This is a genomic window from Streptomyces chlorus, from assembly GCF_042655885.1.
Lineage (GTDB): Bacteria > Actinomycetota > Actinomycetes > Streptomycetales > Streptomycetaceae > Streptomyces > Streptomyces chlorus.
On record NZ_JBHSOA010000009.1, the window covers coordinates 45147 to 67840 of the forward strand.

The 22694-nt window shown below is 68.6% G+C and carries 22 protein-coding genes and 1 pseudogene; 21 read left to right on the top strand and 2 right to left on the bottom strand.

The window, feature by feature from the left end; all coding sequences use genetic code 11:
• Positions 1-4: 4 nt before the first annotated feature.
• From ACFPZI_RS04520 to ACFPZI_RS04565, 10 genes are all read left to right on the top strand, one after another.
• Complete coding sequence (locus ACFPZI_RS04520) at positions 5-949, top strand: ABC transporter permease (protein ID WP_381358501.1); 945 nt, start codon at positions 5-7, stop codon at positions 947-949.
• A 29-nt stretch (positions 950-978) separates the two neighbouring features.
• Positions 979-1773: an ABC transporter ATP-binding protein gene (locus tag ACFPZI_RS04525; protein ID WP_381358504.1), complete on the top strand. Its 795-nt coding sequence runs from the start codon at positions 979-981 to the stop codon at positions 1771-1773.
• Entirely contained in the window at positions 1770-2585 is an 816-nt protein-coding gene (locus ACFPZI_RS04530; RefSeq protein WP_381358506.1) for an ABC transporter permease, read from the top strand. Before ACFPZI_RS04525 ends, ACFPZI_RS04530 begins: the two co-directional genes overlap by 4 nt.
• A 180-nt stretch (positions 2586-2765) precedes the next feature.
• Complete coding sequence (locus ACFPZI_RS04535; protein WP_381358507.1) at positions 2766-3830, top strand: ABC transporter substrate-binding protein; 1065 nt, start codon at positions 2766-2768, stop codon at positions 3828-3830.
• 112 nt (positions 3831-3942) lie between these two features.
• A complete protein-coding gene (locus tag ACFPZI_RS04540; RefSeq protein WP_381358510.1) occupies positions 3943-4734 on the top strand; it encodes an IclR family transcriptional regulator in 792 nt (263 codons plus the stop codon).
• Between the two features lie 55 nt (positions 4735-4789).
• The gene (locus ACFPZI_RS04545) at positions 4790-6274 is read left to right on the top strand and encodes an NAD-dependent succinate-semialdehyde dehydrogenase (RefSeq protein WP_381358513.1); all 1485 of its coding nucleotides are present in this window, start codon (positions 4790-4792) and stop codon (positions 6272-6274) included.
• Positions 6271-7134, top strand: a complete 864-nt coding sequence (locus ACFPZI_RS04550) for a nitrilase family protein (protein ID WP_381358516.1) — start codon at positions 6271-6273, stop codon at positions 7132-7134. Before ACFPZI_RS04545 ends, ACFPZI_RS04550 begins: the two co-directional genes overlap by 4 nt.
• A 260-nt stretch (positions 7135-7394) precedes the next feature.
• Positions 7395-8936: an NCS1 family nucleobase:cation symporter-1 gene (locus tag ACFPZI_RS04555; protein WP_381358519.1), complete on the top strand. Its 1542-nt coding sequence runs from the start codon at positions 7395-7397 to the stop codon at positions 8934-8936.
• Positions 8937-9072: 136 nt separating this feature from the next.
• Positions 9073-10194 carry a Zn-dependent alcohol dehydrogenase gene (locus tag ACFPZI_RS04560; protein WP_381358521.1) on the top strand — a complete coding sequence of 374 codons (1122 nt, stop codon included), beginning with the start codon at positions 9073-9075 and terminating at the stop codon, positions 10192-10194.
• 29 nt (positions 10195-10223) lie between these two features.
• Positions 10224-11762 carry an aldehyde dehydrogenase gene (locus tag ACFPZI_RS04565; protein WP_381358524.1) on the top strand — a complete coding sequence of 513 codons (1539 nt, stop codon included), beginning with the start codon at positions 10224-10226 and terminating at the stop codon, positions 11760-11762.
• Here ACFPZI_RS04565 and ACFPZI_RS04570 read toward each other — a convergent pair.
• Positions 11759-12061, bottom strand: a complete 303-nt coding sequence (locus tag ACFPZI_RS04570) for a hypothetical protein (protein WP_381358526.1) — start codon at positions 12059-12061, stop codon at positions 11759-11761. The two genes, ACFPZI_RS04565 and ACFPZI_RS04570, sit on opposite strands and share 4 nt — an antisense overlap.
• Positions 12062-12214: 153 nt before the next feature.
• Positions 12215-12511, bottom strand: a pseudogene (locus tag ACFPZI_RS04575) (transposase); the annotation flags it as partial.
• Positions 12512-12929: 418 nt separating this feature from the next.
• Here ACFPZI_RS04575 and ACFPZI_RS04580 point away from each other — a divergent pair.
• From ACFPZI_RS04580 to hemB, 11 genes are all read left to right on the top strand, one after another.
• The gene (locus tag ACFPZI_RS04580) at positions 12930-13709 is read left to right on the top strand and encodes an ABC transporter ATP-binding protein (protein ID WP_381358529.1); all 780 of its coding nucleotides are present in this window, start codon (positions 12930-12932) and stop codon (positions 13707-13709) included.
• Between the two features lies 1 nt (position 13710).
• Complete coding sequence (locus tag ACFPZI_RS04585; RefSeq protein WP_381358532.1) at positions 13711-14550, top strand: ABC transporter permease; 840 nt, start codon at positions 13711-13713, stop codon at positions 14548-14550.
• 47 nt (positions 14551-14597) lie between these two features.
• Positions 14598-15671, top strand: coding sequence for an ABC transporter substrate-binding protein (locus ACFPZI_RS04590; protein WP_381358535.1), 1074 nt, complete (start codon positions 14598-14600; stop codon positions 15669-15671).
• 49 nt (positions 15672-15720) lie between these two features.
• Entirely contained in the window at positions 15721-16860 is a 1140-nt protein-coding gene (locus tag ACFPZI_RS04595) for an FAD-dependent oxidoreductase (RefSeq protein WP_381358538.1), read from the top strand.
• 17 nt (positions 16861-16877) lie between these two features.
• A complete protein-coding gene (locus ACFPZI_RS04600) occupies positions 16878-17474 on the top strand; it encodes an amino acid synthesis family protein (protein WP_381358541.1) in 597 nt (198 codons plus the stop codon).
• An 82-nt stretch (positions 17475-17556) separates the two neighbouring features.
• The gene (locus tag ACFPZI_RS04605) at positions 17557-18297 is read left to right on the top strand and encodes a class II aldolase/adducin family protein (RefSeq protein WP_381358544.1); all 741 of its coding nucleotides are present in this window, start codon (positions 17557-17559) and stop codon (positions 18295-18297) included.
• Positions 18298-18392: 95 nt separating this feature from the next.
• Positions 18393-19325: a 3-hydroxyacyl-CoA dehydrogenase NAD-binding domain-containing protein gene (locus tag ACFPZI_RS04610; protein ID WP_381358547.1), complete on the top strand. Its 933-nt coding sequence runs from the start codon at positions 18393-18395 to the stop codon at positions 19323-19325.
• A gap of 35 nt (positions 19326-19360) precedes the next feature.
• A complete protein-coding gene (locus ACFPZI_RS04615) occupies positions 19361-20176 on the top strand; it encodes an alpha/beta fold hydrolase (protein WP_381358550.1) in 816 nt (271 codons plus the stop codon).
• A gap of 58 nt (positions 20177-20234) precedes the next feature.
• On the top strand, positions 20235-20693 hold the full coding sequence (locus ACFPZI_RS04620) for a YbhB/YbcL family Raf kinase inhibitor-like protein (protein WP_381358553.1): 459 nt from the start codon (positions 20235-20237) through the stop codon (positions 20691-20693).
• Positions 20694-20765: 72 nt separating this feature from the next.
• Complete coding sequence (locus ACFPZI_RS04625; RefSeq protein WP_381358556.1) at positions 20766-21539, top strand: IclR family transcriptional regulator; 774 nt, start codon at positions 20766-20768, stop codon at positions 21537-21539.
• Positions 21540-21668: 129 nt separating this feature from the next.
• Positions 21669-22664: a porphobilinogen synthase gene (gene hemB, locus ACFPZI_RS04630; RefSeq protein WP_381358558.1), complete on the top strand. Its 996-nt coding sequence runs from the start codon at positions 21669-21671 to the stop codon at positions 22662-22664.
• Positions 22665-22694: the final 30 nt, after the last annotated feature.

Below are 22694 nucleotides of genomic sequence, written 5' to 3' on the forward strand. Positions count from 1 at the left end.
GAGCATGACTGCGACCAACATCTCTGCATCGCCCAGACCACCCGCGGCTCGTGAGGAGCAGGCGGATCCGGCGGCACTCCGTGGGCGGGGGCGCGGCGGCGCCCTCGCGCGTCGACTCGTCGATCCGCTCGGCGCGCTCCTTGTCGTGGTCGTCCTCGCCGGACTGTGGGAGGGGTATAAGGCGCTCGGCCGGGCCGTCGACGACCGGATCCTCGGGATCGGCCTGCCGGTCGCCACCGACGACCTGTCGATGCCGCACCTGTGGACGATCTTCGGCTCGCTCACCGCGCCGGCCCGCGCGGGCGACCCGACCTCGCTCGCGGTGTACCTCATCGGCGAGACCACCGTGACGCTCCGCGAAGCCCTCTACGGCCTGGCGGCCGGATCGCTCCTCGGTCTCGCGCTCGCGGTGCTCTTCCTTCATCTGGCACCGGTGAGCAGGGGCCTGATGCCCTGGCTGGTCGCCTCCCAGACGGTTCCGCTGGTCGCCATCGCCCCGATGATCGTGATCTGGGGCGGCAAGGCCGGTCTGCAGCCGTGGGTCGCGGTCACCGGCATCGCCGCGTACCTCGCGTTCTTCCCCGTCACCATCAACTCCCTGCGCGGACTGAAGTCCCCGCCGAAGGTGCAGCTCGAGTTCATGCGCAGCGTGGGCGCCGGGCGCGCCCGTGTGCTGTGGTCGCTCCGGTTCCCCGCGGCCCTTCCGTACGTCTTCGCCGGGCTGCGGCTCGCCGCCACCGCGAGCGTGGTGGGCGCCATCGTGGGTGAGTTGTCGGCCGGCACCGGCCGCGGTATCGGCCGCGCCATCCTCACCTCCGCCTACTACTACTCGAACGGCCCGGAGAAGCTGTACGCCGCCGTTCTCGTCGCCGCGATCGCCGGAATCCTCTTCGTGCAGGTCCTTGCCCTGCTGGAGCGGTTCGCGCTCCGCAACCGGCACGCCCGCTAGCCGAGCATCCACAATCTCTGGAGCCTCTGATGGCCGAGCATGCAATCATCTCCGTCCGCGGAGTCGACAAAGTCTTCAACGGCGGTTCCGACCGCGCGGTCACCGCTCTGCAGGACATCGACCTGACCATAGGGCGGGGCGAGTTCATCTCCCTGCTCGGGCCCAGCGGCTGCGGCAAGTCCACTCTGCTGCGGGTGATGGCGGACCTCACCGGACCCACGAGCGGCACCGTCACCGTCAACGGCAAGACGCCGGGTGCGGCCCGCGCCGGCCGCGACTACGGCATGGTCTTCCAGCAGGCCGGACTCTTCGAGTGGCGCAATGTGCTGCGCAACGTCGAACTGCCGCTCCAGGTGGCAGGGGTGAAGAAGGAGGTCCACCGGGCCAAGGCCCTGGAGATGCTGGAACTGGTCCGCCTCAGCGATTTCGCCGGGCACTATCCCTGGCAGCTCTCCGGCGGTATGCAGCAGCGCGTCGCGATTGCCCGTGCCCTCTCCGCAGACCCCGAGATCCTCTTCATGGACGAACCGCTCGGGGCCCTCGATGAGATGAACCGCGAACGGCTTCAGGGAGAGCTTCTGCGTATCTGGGGCGACACCCGCACGACCGTCGTGTTCGTCACGCACAGCATCTCCGAGGCCGTTTTCCTCTCCTCGCGGGTGGTGGTGATGTCCGCGCGGCCCGGCCGGGTCGCGGCCTGTATCGACGTGGACCTGCCCCACCCCAGGACCGCCGAGACCCGCACCACGCCGGAATTCTTCGAGAAAGTGAAGGAAGTCCGCCAGGCCCTCCACGGGGCTCCGAGTGAGCAGGCGGCGGCATGAGCACCGTCCGGCTCTCCCGCCCCGGCCGCCCCGCGCTCACGTCACGGGCCCTGCGGCTCACGCCGGTCGCGGTGACCGCCGTACTCCTGCTCGGTCTGTGGCAATCGGTCGTCGTGCTGTTCGACGTGCCCGTGTTCATCATGCCGAGCCCGGTCATGATCGCCGAAGCGTTCCAGCAGGACTTCGGGGTGATCATGTCCGCATCCCGGTCCACTGTCGAGGCCGTCCTGCTCGGACTCGTCCTGGGCTCCCTCGGGGGCGTCGCCGTGGCGCTCGTCGTCAGCCGCTTCCCCCGGATGTCGGGCCCGGTTCTCAACGCCGCCGTGCTGGTCAACTGCGCGCCCATCGTGGCCCTGGCCCCGATCTTCAACAACTGGTTCGGCGTGACCAGCATGCTCTCCAAGGCGGGGGTGGCCGCCGTCATGGTGTTCTTCCCGGTGTTCGTCAACACCACCCGGGGGCTCCTCCAGATCGCGCCCCTGCACGTGGAGATCATGGAGTCCCTCGCGGCCCGCCCGCGCCAGGTGGCCCTCCTGCTACGACTGCCCAATGCCCTCCCGTTCATCTTCAACGCACTGAAGCTCGGCACCACGCTCGCCGTCATTGGCGTGATCGTCAGCGAATACTTCGGTGGCAGCACCGAGGCGCTCGGTGTGTACATCGCCTATCAGGCGGCCCTTCCCCGTTTTGATTACGCCTGGGCCGGAATTCTGGTATCCGGTGCGCTCGGACTCGCCATGTTCGGAGCCGTGACTCTCCTGGAGCGATTCCTCATGCCCTGGCACGAATCCCTGCACGAAGAAGAATCCTGACCGCGGCAGCTGCATTCCCGATTCCCCTCTCTCCGTTCTTCCCATCCCTTCCTCTTTTCCTTCCCCTGCGGAGGTAACGTGTCCAGAAAACGAGCACCATTTCCCGGAACAGGCCGCCGTCGCGTCCGGGCGACCGCGGGTCTCTCCGCCGCCGTGCTGCTGCTCTCCGCCTGCGGGGGCATGTCCGAGCCGACCAGCGAGGCCGCTGCGGAGGCCGGCAAGGACTGCGAGTCCAGGACGAAGGTCCGAGTCGTCCTCCAGTGGGTCGCCCAGGCCCAGTTCGCTGGTTACTACGCGGCGAAGGAGAAAGGCTTCTACGACAAGGCGTGCCTGGACGTAACGATCCAGGAGGGTGGCGTGAACATCGTGCCCCAGCAGGTCCTGTCGGCCGGCAACGCCGAGTTCGCCGTCTCCCACGTCACCAAGACCATGGTGACCCGTGAGCAGGGCGCCGACCTGGTCAACATCGGCCAGGAGTTCCAGCGCGGCGCCTACCTCCAGGTCGCCTGGGCCGACTCCGGCATCAAGACCCTCGCCGACCTCAAGGGCAAGCGGGTCGGAAGCTGGGGCTACGGCAACGAACTGACCCTCTTCGCCGCGATGCAGGGCTCCGGCGTCGACCCGAAGAAGGATGCCGAGATCATCCAGCAGCCGTTCGACATGTCGCTGCTGCTCAAGCGCGAGGTCGACGCGGCCCAGGCCAAGACCTTCAACGAGTACGCGCAGCTCCTGGAGACCACGAACCCGAAGACCGGGAAGCTCTACCAGCCGTCGGACTTCGTCGCGATCAACCTCCAGGACGCCGGATACCAGACGCTGGAGGACGGCGTCTACGCCAAGGAGGACTGGCTGGCGAAGAAGGAGAACCAGGAGACCGCGGTCAGGTTCCTCAAGGCCACCTACGAGGGCTGGGGTTACTGCCGGGACGAACTCAAGGGCTGTGTCGACGTCGTGCTCAAGAACGGCAGCGCGCTCGGCGAGGGTCACCAGACCTGGATGCTCAACGAGGTCAACAAGGTCATCTGGCCCGCCAAGAACGGCATCGGGACGATGGACGAGGCCGCCTGGGACCAGACCATCGACATCGCGGTGAAGGCCGGCGTCCTCAAGGCACCGCCCACGGACGGGGCGTACCGCACCGACCTGACCGAGCGGGCGCTCAAGGAGCTGAAGGGCGAAGGGTTCGACATCACCGGTGAGTCCTACAAGCCGGAAACGGTCACCGTCACCCCGGGTGGCAAATAAGAGACGCCCCCGCCGCACGCCGGGTCCCGCGGCACACGGCAGCAGGGTCGGGCTTCCCTGCCAGGATGGTCGGACCGCCCGCAGTGATCTCGACGTGACAGACGGAGGAACAATGGCACCCAGTGAAGCAGGTCTCGTCCGAAGGACGATCTGGCTGCTACGTACGGTCGCGGCGCACCCGGACGGGGTCGGTCTCAGCGAGATCGCGCGGGAGTCCGGCATCCCCAAGGCCACCTGCTACCGGGTCCTCACCGTCCTCGAACGCGAGAGCTGGCTGAACCTGGACCCGGTCACCCGCCGTTACCGCGTCTCGCTGGGCCTGCTGTCCATCGTCGGCGGACTGCTGGACGGTGGCGGCGCCTACGGGCACATGCGGGACGTGCTGCGGGATCTGGCGAAGGAGACCAGGGAGACCGCCGGCTTCGACGTCTTGCTCGCCCCCAACGTCATGGTCGTCGCCCAGGTGCCGGGCCCGTCCCTGATCGGACAGACCCTCAAACCCGTACCGAGGACCCAGCCCGTCTGGGCCACCTCCACCGGCAAGGTCCTGCTCAGTGCGCTCGACCCGGCGCAAGTCCGCGCCGAGTTCGGCGAGGAGTTCGAGGCCAACGCGCCCGAACAACTCGGCGGGCTCGACGCGTTCATCGACTCCATGGCCGAGGTGCGGGCCCGCGGCTACGCCCTCGCCTACGACGAACTGGAGGTGGGTGCGGCCTCCGTCGCCGCCCCGGTCCGTGTCGGCGACGCCACCACCTATGCCGTGTGGATCGGTGGACCCACCTATCGGCTGACCCGCGCACGCATCGACGAGGTCGCCGAGTCCGTGATGAAGGCGGCCCGTCAGCTCAGCGAGCTGCTGAGCGTCACCGGCATCGAACTGCCCACGGGATTCACCGAGCACTAGGGCACCACAGAGAGCAACCACCGCCCAGCGCGGTGGCCCGATCAGGAGGAAGCGAATGGCGGCACTTCAGGAGCGGCTCCACGCCGCCCGAGCGGTCGTGGACCGGATACCCAAGGGCCTGCACGTCGACGGCGAATGGCGCCCGTCCCGCAGCGGTGCGACCGTCTCCGTCGAGGACCCGGGCACCGGAACGGTGATCGCCGAGGTCGCCGACGCCGGCCCGGCGGACGCCGTGGACGCCCTCGACGCCGCCGTACGGGCGCAGGCATCCTGGGCGGCGACGCCTCCCCGCGAGCGCGGCGAGGTGCTGCGCCGGGCCTTCGAGACGATCATGGCCCGCAAGGACGACCTGGCCCTGCTGATGACCCTGGAGATGGGCAAGCCCTTCGCCGAGTCCCAGGCCGAGGTGGCCTACGCGGCCGAGTTCCTGCGCTGGTTCGCCGAGGAGGCCGTCCGGATCGACGGCGGATACATGACCGCACCGGGCGGGGGCTCTCGGGTGGTGACGATGCGTCAGCCGGTGGGCCCCTGCCTGCTGATCACCCCGTGGAACTTCCCCATGGCGATGGGCACCCGCAAGATCGGTCCGGCGCTCGCGGCCGGCTGCACCGTCGTCGTCAAACCGGCCAAGCAGACCCCGCTGTCCATGCTGGCCCTGGTGGACATCCTGCGGGAGGCCGGGGCACCCGACGGCGTGGTGAACGTCTTCACCACCAACCGCTCGGGCGAGGTCACCGACCACCTGCTGAACGATTCCCGGCTGCGCAAGCTGTCCTTCACCGGGTCCACCGAGGTCGGCCGCGCGCTGCTCGCCGCGTCGTCGCGGAACGTGCTGCGTACCTCCATGGAACTCGGCGGCAACGCCCCCTTCCTGGTCTTTGCCGACGCCGACCTCGACGCGGCGGTGGAGGGCGCGTTCCAGGCGAAGATGCGCAACATCGGCGAGGCGTGCACGGCCGCCAACCGGTTCTACGTCCACTCCTCGGTCGCCGACGAGTTCGGGCGCCGCCTGGCCGAGCGGCTGGCCGCGCTGACGGTCGGGCACGGTCTCGACCCGGACAGCCACGTCGGCCCGCTGATCGACGCGAACGCGGTGAAGAACGTCACCGCCCTGGTCGCCGAGGCCACCGCCGCCGGTGCGACCGTGCTCACCGGGGACGGGCCGGTCCCCTCGGACGGTCACTTCTTCGCACCGACCGTGCTCGGCGGCGTGCCGCTCGGAGCCCGCACCCTCGCGGAGGAGATCTTCGGACCGGTCGCGCCGATCGTCACCTTCGACGACGAGGAGACGGCGGTGGCCCTGGCGAACGACTCCGAGTACGGACTGGCCGGCTATCTGTTCACCGAGAGCCTGAGCCGTGGCCTGCGGGTGAGTGAGCGGCTGGAATGCGGCATGGTCGGACTCAACCAGGGGGTCATCTCCAACCCCGCCGCTCCGTTCGGCGGGATCAAGCAGTCCGGGCTCGGCCGGGAGGGCGGAGCGGTGGGCATCGACGAGTACCTGAGCGTCAAGTACCTGGCGATCAAGGCGGACCGATGACGGGCTTCATTCTGGCGGGTCTCCAGTTCGAACCGGCCTTTCGCGATCCCGCGGCGAACATCGAGACGTCCTCGCGGCTCATTCGCGAGGCGGCGGCCGCCGGGGCCCGGCTGGTCGTCCTGCCCGAAGCCGCCTCGGCCGGATACATGTTCACCGACCGTGCGGACGCCCGCAGGAACGCCGAGCCCGTCCCCGGCGGTCCGGTCTGCTCGGCCTGGGCCGCGCTCGCCGCCGAACTGGATCTGTGGATCGTCGCCGGGATTATCGAGCTGGCGGGCGAGAAGGTGTACAACGCGGCGGTCCTGATCGGCCCCGAGGGGCACGTCGGCACCTTCCGCAAGGCGCACCTGTGGAACTTCGAGAAGGAGCTCTACGACCGTCAGGAGGACGGCTTCCCCGTCTTCCGCACCCCGCTCGGCAACATCGCCATCGGCATCTGTTACGACGCGTGGTTCCCGGAGACGTTCCGCAGTGCCGCGCTCGGCGGAGCCGACCTGCTGGCCCTCCCGTCGAACTGGGTGCCCGTACCCGGGCAGCCCGAGGACGCGCCGGTGATGGCCAACCTGATGTGCATGACCGCAGCGCACAGCAACCAGTTCTTCGTCGCCGGGGTCAGCCGTGTCGGCACCGAGCGCGACCAGCCCTTCATCGGCCGGTCGCTGATCGTGGGCCCGGACGGCTGGCCGCTGGCCGGACCGGCCGGCGGTGACGAGGAAGCCGTCGTCCTCGCGGAGGTGGACCTGATCGGTTCCCGCGGGGAGCGGCTGGGCAACCCCTTCAACCAGCCGCTCGGCGACCGGCGTACGGACGTCTACCAGACCGGCGACTTCGTCCCGGACCCCTCCCGCACCAGCGCCTGACGAACCGCCCCGCCCCCTCGGCGCGGGCTGTTCGGCCCTCTTCCGGGCGTCTCCTCACCCCATGGGGCCCCGGACGTCCTCCCGTGCCCGGAAACTCCCCGGCAGTCCTCGAGGCCCTGACACAGGCGTCCCGTAACACCCTCTTCCGCGTCCCTTGGTGGATACACCTACATCTCTTGACACGTTGGTGGTCCTACCAGAGACTCTTCCCACTCTCTGAACCCTTGGTTCACTCAATGGACCCAAAGGTGAAACGGCCTATGCGAGCGAACGAGCGCACCAGCGCACAGGTAGAGCTCTCCGACCCGAGTAGCATCGAGGGGAGCCCGCTCTACAACGAGGACCTGGCGCCCGTACCCCTCTCCCGCAGGACCTGGGGCACGTACAACTACGCGGCGCTGTGGATGGGCATCGCCCACGGCATCCCCACGTACTACCTGGCCAGTGGCCTCATCGGCCTCGGCATGAGCTGGTACCAGGCGGTCATGACGATCGCCCTGGGCAACCTGATCGTCCTGGGTCCCATCCTGCTCAACAGTCACGCCGGCACCAAGTACGGCATCCCCTACCCCGTCTTCGCCCGTGCCGCCTTCGGCACCCTCGGCGCCAACGTGCCCGCCCTGATGCGCGCCCTGTCCGCGTGCGGCTGGTTCGGCATCCAGACCTGGATCGGCGGCCAGGCCATCTACACCATCACCGGTGCCTTCGCCGGTGACGCGTGGCTCAACGCGGGCGAGGTGTGGGGCCACCCCAAGACCCTCTGGCTGTCCTTCGCGGTCTTCTGGCTGCTGCAGATCGCCCTCATCGTCCGCGGCATCGAATCCATCCGTCGCCTCGAGAACTGGTCCGCGCCGCTCATCCTGGTCGTTGCCGCGTTCCTACTGGTCTGGATGGTCCTCCAGGCCGACGGCTTCGGCCCGCTCGCCACCGAGCCGTCCAAGCTCGGCTGGGGCGCCGACTTCTGGCTGCTGTTCGCGCCCTCCCTGATGGGCATGATCGCGTACTTCGCCACCATGTCCGTCAACATCGCGGACTTCACCCGCTACTCCAAGGGGCAGCGGGAACAGATGATCGGCCAGTCGCTGGGCCTGCCCCCGACGATCACCCTGTTCTCCATGATCGGCGCCCTCACCACCTCGGCCACCATCGTCGTCTACGGACACGCGATCTGGGACCCCGTCGAGCTGGTCAGCCGCTTCTCCAACCCGGTCGTCGTCGTCTTCGCCCTGCTGTGCGTCATCGTGGCCACCATCGCCGTCAACGTCGCGGCGAACGTCGTGGGCCCCGCCTTCGACTTCTCCAACGCCCTCCCGCGCTTCATCAGCTTCCGCACCGGCGGCGTCATCGCCGGCGTCATCGGCATCCTGATGCAGCCCTGGCGGCTGCTGTCCTCGCCCGAGCTGTACATCTTCAGCTGGCTCGGTGTGACCGGCGCCGTCCTCGGCAGTGTCGCCGGGGTTCTCGCCGCCGAGTACTGGCTGCTGCGCAAGCGTCAGCTCGACCTCGCCGGGCTGTACACGCGCGGCGGACCGTACGAGTACGCCAAGGGCTTCAACTGGCGTCCCCTCCTCACGCTCGGGATCGTCCTGTTCCTGTCCCTCGCCGGCGCGTACTCCGAGAACGGGAACGGTCCCTTCCCCGCGGACGGATTCGTCCCCTTCCTCAAGCCGCTGTTCGACTACGGCTGGGCCGTCGCCTTCCTCGGCGGTATCGCCCTGCACACCGCGTTCAGCAGACTCTTCCCGCACCGTGCCGCTGTTCCGGCGGCGGTGGAGGAGGAAAAGGACCGGATCACGGTCTGATCCGACGGGGCAGGCCGGCGTGCGCCGGTCTGCCCCGTCCCGTCTGCCTTTCCCCGTCGTCTGTTCCACCGTTCTTTTCGTTGTGTACGTCCCTTTCACGGTGCCTACGCCGCCGTCTCCCCCTGGAGGGCCCCCGATGAAGACCCGTGCCGCCGTCATGACCGCCCCCGGCAAGGACTGGGAGATCACCGAACTCGAACTCGCCCCGCCCCGGGCGGGCGAGGTCCTGGTCCGCTTCACCCACGCCGGACTCTGCTACTCGGACGAGCACGTCCGCACCGGCAACATGGCCCCGCTGCCCATCATCGGCGGGCACGAGGGCTCCGGGATCGTCGAAGCCGTCGGTGAGGGCGTGTCCAAGCTCGCCCCCGGCGACCATGTGGCCGCCTCCTTCAAACCGTCCTGCGGGCACTGCCGCTGGTGCGCGGGAGGCCGGTCCAACCTGTGCGACGCCGCGGCCTTCGGCCCCGAGGGCAAACTCCCCGACGGCACCTACCGGTTCACCAGCCCCGACGGGCCCATCGGTGCCAACTGCTCGCTGGGCACCTTCGCCGAGCACTCCGTCGTCTCCCAGGACTCCCTGGTCCGGGTCGACCCCGACCTGCCGCTCTCGGTGGTCGCGCTGGTGAGCTGCGGCGTCCTCACCGGCTGGGGCGCAGCCGTGTATGCCGCTGATCCCGAGCCCGGTGACACCGTCATCGTCGTCGGCGCGGGCGGCGTGGGCATCAACGCCGTACAGGGAGCCCGGCTCTCCGGCGCCGGCAGCGTCATCCTGGTCGACCCCAACGAGGCCAAGCACGCCCTCGCCCGTGACCTCGGGGCCTCGCACGTCTGCCGCACCCTCGACGAGGCGGCGGCCCTCGCCGCCGAGCTCAACCCCAGTGCGATGGGAGCCGATTCCACCCTCGTCTGCACCGGCGAGACCACCGCCCCCATCGTCCGCGCCGCCTTCGAGGCCACCGGCAAGGGCGGCACGATCGTCCTCGCCGGCATGTCCGAGGACGTCCACGACATCAACATCCAGCTCCCCGGAACACAGCTCGTCTTCGCCGAGAAGCGCCTCCAGGGCACCATCTTCGGCTCGTGCAGCCCCATCCGGGACGTCCCCCGGGTGCTGTCCCTGTACCGCCAGGGCCTGATCAAGCTCGACGAGCTGGTCAGCCGCACCTACAGCCTCGACGAGATCAACCAGGGCTTCGAGGACCTGCGGTCCGGCCGCAACCTGCGCGGCATCGTCGCCCACGGCCCCGCGCAGTGAACCGGAGCCCGGAGCAACGAGAGCACCCCATGCGAGTACAGCAGGATCAGCGGCAAGAGCTGCACCTGAAGGAGCAGAAGGAGCACCCCGCCATGTCCCACGGGACCGACCGTGACACGCTCTACATCGACGGCGACTGGCGCACCCCCGCCACCGACCGCACGTTCACCGCGGTCAGCGCCGCCACCGAGGAGCCCTTCGGCGCCTTTCCCGAGGCCGACCGTGCCGATGTCGACGCCGCCGTCGCCGCCGCACGCCGCGCCCTGGGCGGCGTCCGCGGGTGGGGTTCGGCCGAGGAGCGGGCCGCCGCGATGGAACGCCTGGCCCTCGCCCTGGAGTCCCGCACCGAAGCCCTCGGCACCGTGATCGCCCAGGAGGTCGGCACGCCCCTGGCACGGGCGATCGAAGCCAACGTCGGCGCCGCGGCCGGACTGCTCCGCTTCTACGCCCCGCTCGCCGACGTCCTGTACGCGGAGGACCTGCGTCCCGCCGGGGTGGGCCACAGCCTGGTCCGCCGTGAGCCGGTCGGCGTGGTCGCCATGATCGCGCCGTGGAACTACCCGCTCAGCACCCTGTTCTTCAAACTGGCGCCCGCGCTGGCCATGGGCTGCACCGCCGTGATCAAGCCCTCACCCACCACCGGGCTCGACTCGTTCCTCGTCGCCGACGCGGTCCACGAGGCGGGATTCCCCCCGGGCGTGATCAACGTCCTGCCCGCCGAGCGGGAGGTGGGGGAGTACCTGGTCACCCACCCCGGAGTGGACAAGGTCGCCTTCACCGGCTCCACCGCGGCCGGACGCCGCCTCGGCGCGCTCTGCGGCGAACTGCTACGCCCGATCACCCTGGAACTGGGCGGCAAGTCCGCCGCGATCCTTCTGGAGGACGCGCCGCTTCCCCTCTTCCTCGACCACCTGCTCGGGCTGTCGTTCAACAACAACGGCCAGACCTGCACCAACAACACCCGGCTGCTGGTGCCCCGCTCGCGCTACGACGAGATCGTGGACGCCGTCACCGCGACGGTCGAGGGCTGGACGGTCGGCGACCCGCTGGATCCGTCCACGGTGATCGGCCCGGTCGCCGGGGCCGCGCACCGCGACCGGATCGAGGGCTACCTCCGCAAGGGCCGAGAGGAAGGGGCGCGCGTCACCACCGGCGGCGGCCGTCCCGCCGGCCTCGACCGGGGCTTCTACATCGAGCCCACGGTCTTCGCCGACGTGGACCCCGCGATGGTCGTCGCCCGGGAGGAGATCTTCGGCCCCGTCGTGACCATCTCCGCCTACGACGGCTCCGTCGAGGGCGCCGTCGTCATGGCCAACGACTCCGACTACGGCCTGGCCGGCAGCGTCTGGACGGCCGACGAGGCGCTGGGGCGCCAGGTGGCCCGCGCGGTGGACACCGGAACCTTCAGCGTCAACCACGCCAACTTCGACATCGGCGCACCCATGGGCGGGCGGAAGGACAGCGGTCTGGGCCTCGAACTGGGGCGCGAGGCGATCGAGGCGTACATCCAGTACAAGACGATCTTCGTGACCGAGCCGCCCACGGACAACGACGCACGGGCGGCCTAACGCACGGTCAGCACCGCACCCTCGGGCAGCAGCCGGCGCACGATCGGATGGGACAGCGAGATGCCCGGGATGCCCGGGTTCCAGCGAGCGCGGGAGAAGAAGGCGTGCGCACGGTCGTGGGACCAGGCCCTCGTCGACCCCGCGCCGGTGAGCACCCCGGTCACCGTGCACCGCCCGGTCTGCGCGATCAGCCCCGTGGCCAGCGCGGCGAAGGTGCGAAAGATCGGCGCGGTGAAGGTGCCCCGCACCAACTCCAGGACGGCGAGGGGTGAAGCGGGTACGGTCGGATCCGGAAGCATCGGCGGGTCCCTCACAGCAGGCGACGTAAGCACTGCCGATGCTTCTCTGCTGTCCACACCCCCCGCGGTCGGATGACGTCACATCACCCACCTGAGCGACCCCGACGGCGATCAACGAAAACGTCGAAAGCCGAGGATGGGCATGGGTGGTCGTGAATCCATGCTGACCAGGGACAAGTCCGTCTTGCCCTGGCGGGCGGCCTCGGCGATCAACCCCTCCAGCAGGGAGGTGAAGACACCGGCGTTCCGCCAGACCCGGAAGCGTCCGTAAACGGTCGACCAGGGCCCGAACTCTCCCGGTATCTCACGCCGCTGGGCGCCCGACCTGAACCGCCGGATCACCTCCTCGAGCTGATCCCGCAGTCGCTCGGGATGCGGGCCGTACTCGCCTATCGGCAGGTACGACTCGATCAACCTCCAGTTTTCATCGGCGAGTTGACGAAGCGCCAGGATTGACTTCCCGCCGGATCCGCCTTCCACGCGGATCCGGATCGGCAAGATTGATCACGCCTTCACACAGACCCTGGGCCCTGTCGTCGCAGCGGGGAAGCAGCAGGTGCGGGGCGGGTCGGGAGACCCGCCCCGCACCTTTCGTATGCCAAGACGCCTGTACGAGCGGTCCGTTGCCGGCCAACGCGGTGCCCGGATGCGTCCGACCGTGAGCGGAACCCGTCGGCCGGGGCGGCGGCGACCTTCCCCGTTCGGCGCCCGTCTTTCCGTGAAAGGAACTTCTTGTCCAAGGTCTTGACTCCCCGGGTAGCCGCCCGTACGGTCATCGCACATCGCGTGATAGAGCGTTATTACGCCTTGATAAGACGCCGCTCGACCGTTCCCCGGTTGCTCCCGGTGTGCAGGTAGGAGTTAGTGCATGGAAAACATGAGTATTTCTGCGCGTCATATCGGGATGCGTTTCGGGCGTCGCGGCTCGGAACAGACGGTCTTGGAGAGTCTCGATATCGACATTGCGCCCGGAAGTTTTGTGACTCTACTCGGGCCTTCCGGTTGTGGAAAAAGCACCCTGCTCAAGATCCTGGGCGGGATCCTTGCTCCCACCACGGGCGAGGTGCTCATCGGCGGGCAACCGGCGGCAGCCGCCGTCCGCCGCCGGCAGATCGGCCTGGTACCGCAGCGTCCGGCACTGCTGCCCTGGAAGTCTGCCCTGCAGAACGCGAGCATGCTGCGCCAACTCGCCACCGGCGAGCGGCTCGCCGACGCCGCTCCGGCCGCGGAACGCGCCCTTGAACTGGTAGGCCTCGTCGAGGCACGCGACAAACTGCCCCACGAACTGTCCGGCGGCATGGCCCAGCGCGTGTCCATCGCCCGGGCCCTCGCCATGGACCCGGCCATCCTGCTGATGGACGAGCCCTTCGGGGCACTGGACGCCATCACCCGCGACCAGATGAACGAGAACCTGGCCGAGATCTGGGCGGCCACGGGCAAGACCATCCTCTTCGTCACCCACTCGATCTCCGAGGCCATCTTCCTTTCCGACACGGTGCACGTGATGGGCGTCAAGCCCGGACGCATCGTGGAGACGCTGGAGATCGGCCTGGGCAGGCCGCGCACCCGCCAGGTCTTCGACGACCCCCTGTTCAGTGAGTACGCCGCTCGGTCACGCGAGCTTCTCGAACCGAAAGTGACGGTCTGACATGGCGACCGCACAGCAGACCCGCCCGAAGGCGGAGACCGCACCCAAGGGTCCCGGCGGCGAAGAGTTCCGCGCGTGGCTCTCCCGGACCTGGCCGAGCGTTCTGGTACTCATCGGCGCTTTGCTCGCCTGGGAACTGGCCGTGGAGATATTCAATGTCTCCAGCTTCGTGCTCGCCAAGCCGAGCGAGTTCATCGCCGCCACCATCGAACAGCACGAATTGCTGCTTGCGGCCACATGGGTGACGACCGAGGAAATCCTCTATGGATTCCTGTTGAGTGTTGTCGTCGGCGTCGTACTCGCCGTCGCAATCGCCCGGTTCCCGTGGCTGGAGCGCGCGGTCTACCCGTTGGTCGTCCTTTTCCAGGTCGTGCCGAAGGTCGCTCTGGCGCCCATCTTCATCCTCTGGTTCGGCTACGGACTCGCGCCCAAACTTCTGCTGATCGTGGTGATAGCGTTCTTCCCGATCACACTCAACATGATCGTGGGACTGAAGGCGGTCGACCAGGACCTGCTCCTGCTCATGAAGTCGGTGGGCTCCAGCCGCAACCAGATCATGGCCAGGATCCAGTTTCCCACCTCACTGCCCTACCTCTTCGCCGGCATGCGCATCGCCATCACCCTGGCCGTCATCGGCGCTGTGGTGGCGGAGTTCGCCGGAGCCAGGGACGGACTGGGCTACCTCATCCAGTTCGCCTCCACCCAGCTCGACACCCCGCTGATGTTCGCCGCGCTCACGCTCGTGTCTCTGCTCGGGCTCGTCCTGTACTACGGGATGTCTCTCCTGGAGTTCCTCCTGCGCAGGCGGTTCCCCCACATCAAGTCTCCCGAGAGCGCCTGACCGGCTGAGCCCTCTTCGCATCCACCCTCGAACACCAAGGAGCGCCCATGCCTTCGTCAAGCATGCCTTCAACAAGAAAGAAGAGAGCCGTCGCGTTCACCGCCGCAGCGATGCTGGCCCTTTCCGCCTGCGGCGGAGAGTCGGGAAGCGACGGCGAGTCCGCCTCGTCCGGCAAGCCCGACACCGTCACCGTCCAACTCGACTACCAGCTGCGCGGCAACCACGGAATCTTCCACGTTGCCAAGGAGATGGGCTACTTCGAGGACGAGGGCATCAAGGTTGAGGACATCGCCACCGGCACCGGCTCGCCGGATGCCCTGCGCATCGTCGGCGCGGGGAAGGCCGACTTCGGCTTCGGTGACCTTCCCTCGCTGGTGACCGCGCGTTCCCAGAACGTCCCGGTCAAGGCCTTGGCCGCCGTCAACCAGGTCTCGCCACTGGGCATGTGCTCGGTGAAGAAGCGGACCGAGCTGGGCAAGATCGACGACCTCAAGGGCAGGACGGTGGGTGTGCACCCCGCCGGTTCGACCTTCATCTTCTACCAGGCGCTGCTCGCCACGAACGGCATGAAGCGCAGTGACGTGGAAGAGGTCACGGTGACTCCGCCGTACGAGAACTACCTGGTCTCCGGCAAGGTCGACGCCGTCGTCTGCTACATCGACGCCGAGGTTCCGCTGCTGGAGGACGCTGCGGGCGGACCGGGATCGCTCAGTATCCTTCTCGGCTCGGACGCCGGCTACAACGCCTACGGCTCCGGCCTGTTCACCAGCGACAAAATGATCAAGGAGAGGCCGGACGTCGTCCAGCGCTTCACCAACGCCTACCTCAAGGCCTTCGACTACGTCCTGAAGAACCCGGACAAGACGGCTGACCTGCTCGCCAAGACCTCCCCGGAGTTGGCCAAGAAGGCACCGGTGTTCAAGCGCCAACTGCAGGCGGACGTCGATCACTCCTTCACCAGTGGCGCCACCGACAAGCAGGGGCTGGGCGCGATGGACGAAGCCCGGTGGAAGGCGACCATCGACGTCCTCGCCGACCAGGGAGTACTCAAGGGCGAGGCGCCCGCGACCAAGGACGTGTACGACCCGACCTTCGTCGAGAAGCGCAACACCGGCAAGTGACGGTGCATCAGCCGCAGCTGGAATACCGGGAGATAGCGAGAGCGAGAGAATGAGCAGCACGATTGACCGCAACGGGCGCCACGCCGAGATCTCGGGGGCGGGTTTCGCCGGCCTGACCGCCGCTGCCGCGCTGGCGCAGCGCGGCTGGACGGTACGGGTCCATGAGAAGGGCAAGGAGCTTCGGGAACAGGGCGCCGGCATCGTCCTGTGGCACAACAGCCTGCAGGTACTGAAGGCCATCGGCGCCTGGGACCGGGCCCTGGCCGACTCGATGGTCCCGCCGTTCTACGAGACGCGGGTGCAGGGCAGGACCGTCTCCCAGGAGGACTTCAGCGGTCTGCCCTGGCGCACAATGACGCGCCCCCACCTGCACAAGACACTGCTGGAGACGGCACTCGAGGCAGGGGTGGAGATCCGCACCGACTCGGAGGTCGTCTCGGCGGACCCGCGCGGCGAGGTCACCTTGGCCTCGGGCGAGATGCTGAAGGCGGATCTGGTCGTCGGTGCCGACGGGGTGAAGTCCGCGGTGCGCGAATCGATCGGGTTCGAGCAGGAGCGGTGGAAGTCACGGGACGGGATCACCCGGTTCCTGGTGCCCAGGTGCAAGGACGAGCTCGGGCCCGGCGAGTGGGACAACGTCATCGACTTCTGGAACCTGGAGCCCCGCTACCTGAGGGTGCTGTACGTCCCCTGCAATGAGCGCGAGCTGTACATCGCGCTGGGCGCGCCGCGGGACGACGAACAGGGCAGCCGCACGCCGATCGACCTCGACCTGTGGACCTCCGCCTTCCCGGAGCTGACCCCCGTTCTGAAGGAAGCCGCGGTGGCCGACGACCCCAAGTACTACGGCTACGAGACCACAGTGGTGAGCGAGTGGAGCCGGGGCCGAGTGGCCCTGGTGGGCGACTCGGCGCACGCGATGTGCCCGGCCCTGGCCCAGGGCGCCGGTACCGCGATGACCAACGCCTACACCCTCGCCGTAGCGGCCTCCGAGGCGGCCGACGCCGACTTCGAGGACGCGCTCACCCGGTGGTGGCACACCGAGAGGCCGATCACCGACCGCGTGCAGAAACGTTCCGCCGACTACGCGGCAACCCGCGGGATGTCCAAGGGCAACCAGTTCGACGAGGTGAACCTGGAGACCGCCCAGTACGACCCCACGGACATCAACCGCCACGCCACGGCATGAGAAACAGGAGTGAAGCGATGAACGCCGACGAAGCTGTTCGCAGCGCCTACCAGGTTCGCCGCTGGGTGGGCCTGGTCGAGGAGACCTATCACGAGGGAGGCGCGGTCGGAAACGAACCGCTGGTCAAGGCCGTCGCCGGCGTGGTCGTCAAGAACCCGTTCGCCGGCCGCTACGAGGCCGACCTGTCCCCGCTGATCGACCCGAGCCCGGCACTGGGCACCGCACTGGGCAAGCGGGCGGTCGCCCTGCTCGGCGGGCGCGAGGTCCAAAGCTACGGCAAGGCCGGGATCGCCGGCCTGGCCGGCGAGCAGGAGCACGTCGTGGCCTGCGTCACCACCGTCTTCGGCAACGCCTTCCGTGAGGCCGTGGGCGGCGCCGCCGCCTGGATCTCCTCGACCACCAAGACCGCCTCGGCCGGGGCGGGCATCGACATCCCGCTCGCCTTCAAGGACGAGGTCTACGTCCGCTCGCACTACGACGCGATCCACGTGGCCTTCCCCGACGTGCCGCGCCCTGACGAACTGTTCATCTGCGTGGCGGTCGCCAGCGGCGGCCGGCTCCACCACCGCGTCGGCGGGATGACCGTCGAAGAGACACACGCCGCCAAGGCCTGAGAGTCCACGGCACGTCCATCCGGGCGCCCGCCGCCGTCGGGCGCCCGTACAGCACACCACCACTGATCGCGAGAGGTTCCACGTGTCGGACAACGACAGCCTGTACCACCAGGACGAATCCATCGAGAACGTCCTCCACCACCTTGCCCGGGCCCACCGGATCCTGGAGCTCGAAGGTCACGGCGACATGTCGATGGGCCACCTGTCCTACCGCGACCCGCACGGGCGCGGTATCTGGCTCAAGCGCGGCAACCTGGCACTGCGCGAGGTCACCGCGGCGGACTTCATCCTCATCGACTTCGACGGCAACGTCCTGGAGGGACAGGGGCTGCGCCACCTGGAGTGGCCGCTGCACACCGAGATCATGCTCGCCCGCCCCGACGTCAACGTGGTGGGACACTCGCACCCCCACTACGCGACCGTCTTCGGCGCCACCAAGGCCGAGTTGGGCCCGTACAACAACCACGGCGTGTGGTTCGCCGACCACGGGGCCCCCCGGTTCGACTCCACCAGCCACATCATCACCACGCAGGACCTCGGCAAGGAGCTCGCCCTGACCCTCGGGTCCGCCTACGCGGTGCTGCAGGCCAACCACGGTGCCTCGTTCGTCGGCGCCGACGTCAAGGACGCACTGCTGTCCGGGATCTTCCTGGAGAAGGCGGCGAAGTTCCAGCTCGACCTGGCCTCCTCCGGCCTCGAACACGACCGGCCGGACCACGACGAGACCGTCGAGAAGAACCGCAGGATCTACCCCGAGCGGGCCCGGCAGAACTACTGGATGTATTTCAACCGCACGCTCGACGCCCACGAGGGCCGCGCCTGACGGCTCCTCGCGCTCTCCACGGCCGGCGGCGCGTCACCGCCGCGAGCGCGCCGCCGCCACCGCAAGCAGACCACCCAGAAGAAGAGGGATCAGTCATGAGCATTCCCAAGGTCGCTACCGTCATCGGTGCGGGAAGCATGGGACCGGGCATCGCCGCGCTGCTCGCACGCCACGGCTCCCAGGTCCGCATCAACGACATCAGCGAGGAAGTCCTCGCCCGAGCGGAGAAGATGGCCGCGGGTGCGAGTGCGACGCTGGACGAGCTGGACGTCCCGACGGTGCCCGGCGGCTCGGTCGCCTTCGAAGTCGACCAGGCCAAGGCGCTCGACGGCACCGAGCTGGTGATCGAGGCGATCCCGGAGAAGATCGAGCTGAAGAAGACCCTGCTGGCGCAGGTCGAGGCGGTCGTCGGCGACGACGTCATCATCGCCACCAACACCTCCGGCATCCCGATCTCGGACATGGGCAAGGAGATGGCCCATCCCGAGCGGCTGATCGGCATGCACTGGTCCAACCCGCCGCACCTGATCCCCATGATCGAGGTGATCAAGGGCGAGCACACCACCGACGCGGTGCAGGACAAGCTCATCGAGATCGTCAAGGCCTTCGGCTACGAGGCGGTCGTTGAGAAGGAGGTGCCCGGCTTCATCGAGAACCGGGTGCTGTACGCGATCATGCGCGAGTGCCTGTCCCTCATCGAGCAGGGCGTGGCCACCCAGCGGGACCTGGACACCTGCATCAAGTGGGGCATCGGCTACAAGCTCGCCGTCATCGGCCCGATGCGCCTGCTGGACATGGCCGGACTCGACATCTACGAGTCGGTGGCGAGCTACCTCAACCAGGACCTGTCGAACGAGTCCGGTGTCTCCACCCGAATCACCGAGCTGACCAGCCAGAAGAAGCTCGGCATGAAGACCGGGGAGGGCATGTACACCTACGGCGAGGGCGAGGTGGACACCAAGCGGGACGACATCGTCCGCGGCCTTGTCGCCACGCGCAAGGTGCTGTCCGAGATCAAGCCGGTCTGATCGGCATGACGACCGGCACCCCGGAGGAGGGGAGCATGCTGAACGGCCTTCGGCGTATCCGCGTGGGAGAGGCCGAGTTGTGCCTGCGCGACCGTGGATCAGGGCACGTGGTCGTCCTGCTCCATGGAACCACGGCGAATCTCGGGGTGTGGGACGCGGTCGTGGACCGGCTGGGCGACGGCGTCAGGACCATCGCCGTCGACCAGCGCGGCCACGGCCGCAGCTCCAAGCCCGCCTCCGGCTACGGCGCGGCCGAGTACTGCGGTGACGTCATGGCGCTGATCGAGGCGCTGGGATGCGGCCCGGTGGTCCTGGCCGGTCACTCGCTGGGAGCCCGCAACTCCGTGGTCGTCGGCGCGCGGCGGCCGGACCTGGTCACGGGCGTCGTGGCGGTGGACTACACCCCGTTCGTCGAACCCGAAGTCCTGGACGAACTGGGGACCAGGGTGCGCGGCGGGGACCGCACCTTCGCCTCGGCCGGCGAGATCGAGGAGTACCTGCGGGCCCGCTACCCCCTCATGCCCGCCGACGCCGTACGGCGCCGGACCGCCTACGGGTACGTCCGGGAGGGGGAGGCCTACCGACCGCTGGCCGACCCCAGGGCCATGGCGGGCACTGTCGAGGGCCTCAGGGCGGACTTCGACGGTGCCGCCCGGGACATCGGGGTGCCGGTCACCCTGGTCCGCGGCGAGCACAGCAGGATCGTTTCCGAGCGGGCGTTCGCCGCCACCGGGGAACTGCGCCCGGACTTCCGCGCCGTCACCGTCCTGGGCGCCGACCACTACGTACCCGAGGAGGCCCCGGACACCGTGGCCGACGAGATCGCCCGAATGCTCAAGCAGGTCGGCTGAGCACGCGACTGAGCGTGCGTCGCCGACCGTCCGTTCCACCCGTTGTGAAGTGAGGACAATGCCACTCAACATCAAGGACCTTGCGATCAAGGCCCGTGACTTCGGTACAGGAGAGCGCATCCCGGACCGGTACGCCGCCGACCACGGCAACCTGGTACCGGAGCTGGAGATCAGCGGAGTGCCCGAGGGCACGGTCGAACTCGCGCTGGTCGTGAACGACCCCGACGCCCCGCTGCCCAACGGTTTCACCCACTGGGTCGTCTACGGCATCGACCCTGCTGCCAAGACCATCGGAGGCCAGGCGCGGGGAACGTGGCGCGAGGGCCCCAACGGGATCGGGCAGAAGGCCTACACAGGTCCTCAACCGCCTGCGGGGCACGGCACCCATCACTACTATTTCTGGCTGTACGCGCTTGACACCTCCGTCTCCGGAGAACCCACACGGGAGGAGTTCCTGGCCGCGTACGGGAACAACATCATCGAGCAGAACAGGACAGTGGGTACCTTCTCCGCCTGACCCAGCGGGCCGGCCCGCAGACTCGGGCCGGCCCGCCGCCGTTCCGGCGCCCAGACAACGAGGAAACGAAGCGTGAAAGGCACAACGGAGCCCCGAGGCCGAACCCCCGGCGTGGACAGCGCCAGGCGGGTCCTCAAGATCCTCCTGCTGTTCTCCGAGGAACGGCCAGGGCTGAGTGTGGAGGAGATCGCCCAAGAGGTCGACATCTCCATCCCCTCCGCTTACCGCTTCCTGTCCCTGCTGCGCGAGATGGAGCTTGTCGAGGACAACGGCGACGGTACCTGTATCCTCTCGCCGAGGATCCTTCTGCTGGCCCGAAGCGCGGAGAAGGGCCTGCAGATCGGCAAGCCCCTGCGCCCGCTGATCGAACGGCTCACGCGGGCCACCGGTGAGGCGGCACTGGTGATCCAGCGAGTCGGTGACTACGCCACCTGCGTGGAGATATGCCAGACCGACAACCTCATCCGACTGTCCTTCACCCCCGGCCAGATCATGAGCCTGTACCGCGGCGCGGGACCGAAGGTCCTCCTCGCGGCCATGGGCGAAAGCTGGGCGCTGCGCTGCTTCGAGCGGCTCAACCCGTTCCCGCCGCAGCAGGAACGGGAAGCGTTCCTGGCGGAGATCGCCGCCATCACCGCACAGGGATGGTCGAAGAGCGCGGCCGAAGTCGACGAAGGCGTATGGGCCGTGGCGGCACCGATCAAGATCGCGGACAAGGTGGTGGCCGCCTTGTCGGTCGCCGGACCGCAGTTCCGCATCGACGAGCAGCGTGCCGACCACATCCTCAAAGAGGTGCTGTCGAGCGCCGCTGAAGCATCGCGGACCCTGACTACTCGGACCGGCTGATCCGCAAGCACATCCGCGGCGCCGACGGCAGGCCCTGGAGCGGGGACGACGGCACGGGGTGCCGGTGGCCATCCCGGGCCGACTCGCCGTCGGCAAAGGCAGGGGGCGGGCGGGCGTAGCGTGGGAGGTATGACGACGTACGGATCTTTTCCCGGCACCCGCCCCCGGCGTCTGCGGACCACCCCCGTCATGCGCCGGATGGTGGCCGAGACCCGGCTGCACCCCGCCGACTTCATCCTCCCCGCCTTCGTGCGCGAGGGGGTCGGTGAGCCGGTGCCGATCGAGGCGATGCCGGGCGTGGTGCAGCACACCCGGGACACCCTGAAGAAGGCGGCCGCGGAGGCCGTGGCGGCCGGGATCTCCGGGATCATGCTGTTCGGCGTGCCCGAGGAGTCCAAGAAGGACGCCCTGGGCACCCCCGGCACCGACCCGGACGGCATTCTCCAGGTCGCCCTGCGGGACGTACGGGCCGAGGTCGGGGACGACCTGCTCGTCATGTCCGACCTGTGTCTCGACGAGACGACGGAACACGGGCACTGCGGAGTCCTGGACGAGAAGGGTCGCGTCGACAACGACGCCACCCTCGAGCGGTACGCCGAGATGGCGCAGGTCCAAGCCGACGCGGGCGCCCATGTGGTCGGGCCCAGCGGGATGATGGACGGGCAGATCGGCGTCATCCGTGACGCTCTCGACCAGATCGGCCGCGAGGACGTCGCGATCCTCGCCTACACCGCCAAGTACGCCTCCGCCTTCTACGGGCCCTTCCGCGAGGCCGTCGGCTCGTCGCTCAAGGGCGACCGCAAGACGTATCAGCAGGACCCGGCCAACATCCGTGAGTCGATGCGCGAGCTGGCGCTCGACCTGGAGGAGGGTGCCGACATGGTGATGGTCAAGCCGGCCGGGCCCTACCTCGACATCCTCGCCAAGGTCGCCGACGCCGTGGACGTGCCCGTCGCCGCGTACCAGATCTCCGGCGAGTACGCGATGATCGAGGCCGCCGCCGAGAAGGGCTGGATCGACCGGGACCGTGCGGTCCTGGAGGCTCTGACCGGCATCAAGCGGGCCGGCGCGCAGAACATCCTCACCTACTGGGCCACCGAGTTCGCCCGGAAGCTCGACGTGTAGCGCGGAGGACGGAGGGCGGAGGGCAGGACG